The organism is Ferroplasma sp. Type II (assembly GCF_000496155.1).
The window spans coordinates 15626-17287 of record NZ_KI542719.1; the positions used below are offsets into that span (position 1 = coordinate 15626).

Below are 1662 nucleotides of genomic sequence, written 5' to 3' on the forward strand. Positions count from 1 at the left end.
TTGATAATTTCTCTTGGCACACGATATAACCCGAATGGCTGTACCGGGTTTTTCAGAATATGCCCACCATATCTATGACCTTGATTCCGCTATATCATTTAGGGATGCTGTTGCAGACTTTGATCATGGTTCAGTCGCCATTGGAATTTCAAGACTTCCTTTCAAGTGCCCTGCTGCTCCCTATGAGGTGGCTTTCTTGCTGGACGATTATTTCTCGAGAAAAGGATCCAGGGGGAATATTCAGATCAACTTTTACACTCCAGAGCCCAATCCAGTCCCCTCCGTGGGTCCTGAAATAGGGGACAAGGTTCTGAAGCTCCTTGGATCAAGAGGGATAAATTACATTCCACGAATGAAGCTGAAGGAGGTGAGAAAGGAGAATCTTGTCTTCGAAAGTGGTGACACCATGGATTATGATCTTCTTTTTTCTGTTCCACCGCATGCAGCACCGGAGCCGGTAGTGAAGGCTGGCATGACCGATTCCACTGGATGGGTTCCGGTTAATGTGAAAAATCTTGAGACAAAATTTCCCGGCGTCTTTGCGATTGGAGATGTTGCTTCGATCCCCACCCCAAAGGGTTATGTGCCGTATCTCCCAAAGGCAGGGGTATTCGCTCATGGCCAGGCAAAGGTTGTTGCAAACAATATCGCCAAAACAATAGTAGGAAACGGGAAAACGAAAGAATGGGGTGGGGATGGTGCGTGCTTCCTGGAAACTGGACATGGAAAGAGCGCTTTTATGGAAGGAAAATTCTTAGAAGAGCCGAAGCCGCTCATAGACTTCAGGGAACCTAGCAGTATGTGGCATGTTCAGAAGGTTGCATTCGAAAAATACTGGATGAGGCACTGGTTTTAATGTTGCATAAACTGAAGCATAAGAATGGAGTTATGATGTAGGATGAAAGAGATATTGTTTATTCTGAATGAACCACCGTATGGCTCCGAAAAGATTTATAATGCACTTCGTCTGGCACTGGCAATTGTGAGGAAACAGGATAGTGAGACGATACACATTTTCCTTTTCGGTGATTCTGTTCTGGCAGCAAAAAGGTCGCAGAAGGTGGCACAGGGGTATTATAATTTAGAAACAATGCTGAAAGGTTTGGCAGCGCGGGGTGTGAAGATCAGTGCCTGCGGAACCTGTATGGACGCGAGAGGGATGAAGGATGAGGAACTGGTCGATGGGATAGAGCGGGGATCTATGGATCAGCTTAGCGACTGGGCTTTGTGGGCCGGGAAGGTTCTAGTCTTCTAGACCAAAAAAACTGGTACTGTGATGTTATTCTAGCATTGAAATGAGTTTTGTAGAGTGAAATTCTCATTCTGAACATGTGTAATGTATGGTATTGTTTCATTATTTTCTTCGACTTTCCATAATCATATGTAAGGGGACGTGGAAACTCTTAAAACCATATATAGAGAACATCTCATCGTTATTTGCAATTATTAACTCAAGACTTTTCCTAAAAACCCCTATGAGAATCACAGGCATTCTAAACCTATTCTTTTTTTCTCATCATCCATTATTCTGTAGAGTTCCTATTTCAGGCATGTTTTAACACATTAACCGTGGAAAGCTTTATTCATGGGATTAGCATGTATATTTAATGAGCAGCATAGTGGATTACGGTCTCCGGGAAGCATATTCGTCAATGAAGGGCA

The 1662-nt window shown here is 43.6% G+C and carries 2 protein-coding genes; both read left to right on the forward strand.

Features of this window, described 5'->3' with window-relative positions:
- The first annotated feature begins 13 nt into the window (after nt 1-13).
- Nucleotides 14-856, forward strand: coding sequence for an FAD-dependent oxidoreductase (locus AMDU4_RS06735; RefSeq protein WP_290704456.1), 843 nt, complete (start codon nt 14-16; stop codon nt 854-856).
- Between the two features lie 42 nt (nt 857-898).
- Nucleotides 899-1255: a DsrE/DsrF/TusD sulfur relay family protein gene (locus AMDU4_RS06740; RefSeq protein ID WP_021787229.1), complete on the forward strand. Its 357-nt coding sequence runs from the start codon at nt 899-901 to the stop codon at nt 1253-1255.
- Nucleotides 1256-1662: the final 407 nt, after the last annotated feature.

What these genes read in the sequence shown, in the direction of transcription:
- AMDU4_RS06740 (WP_021787229.1), top strand. Translation starts at nt 899, where the DNA reads ATGAAAGAGATATTGTTTATTCTGAATGAACCACCGTATGGCTCCGAA.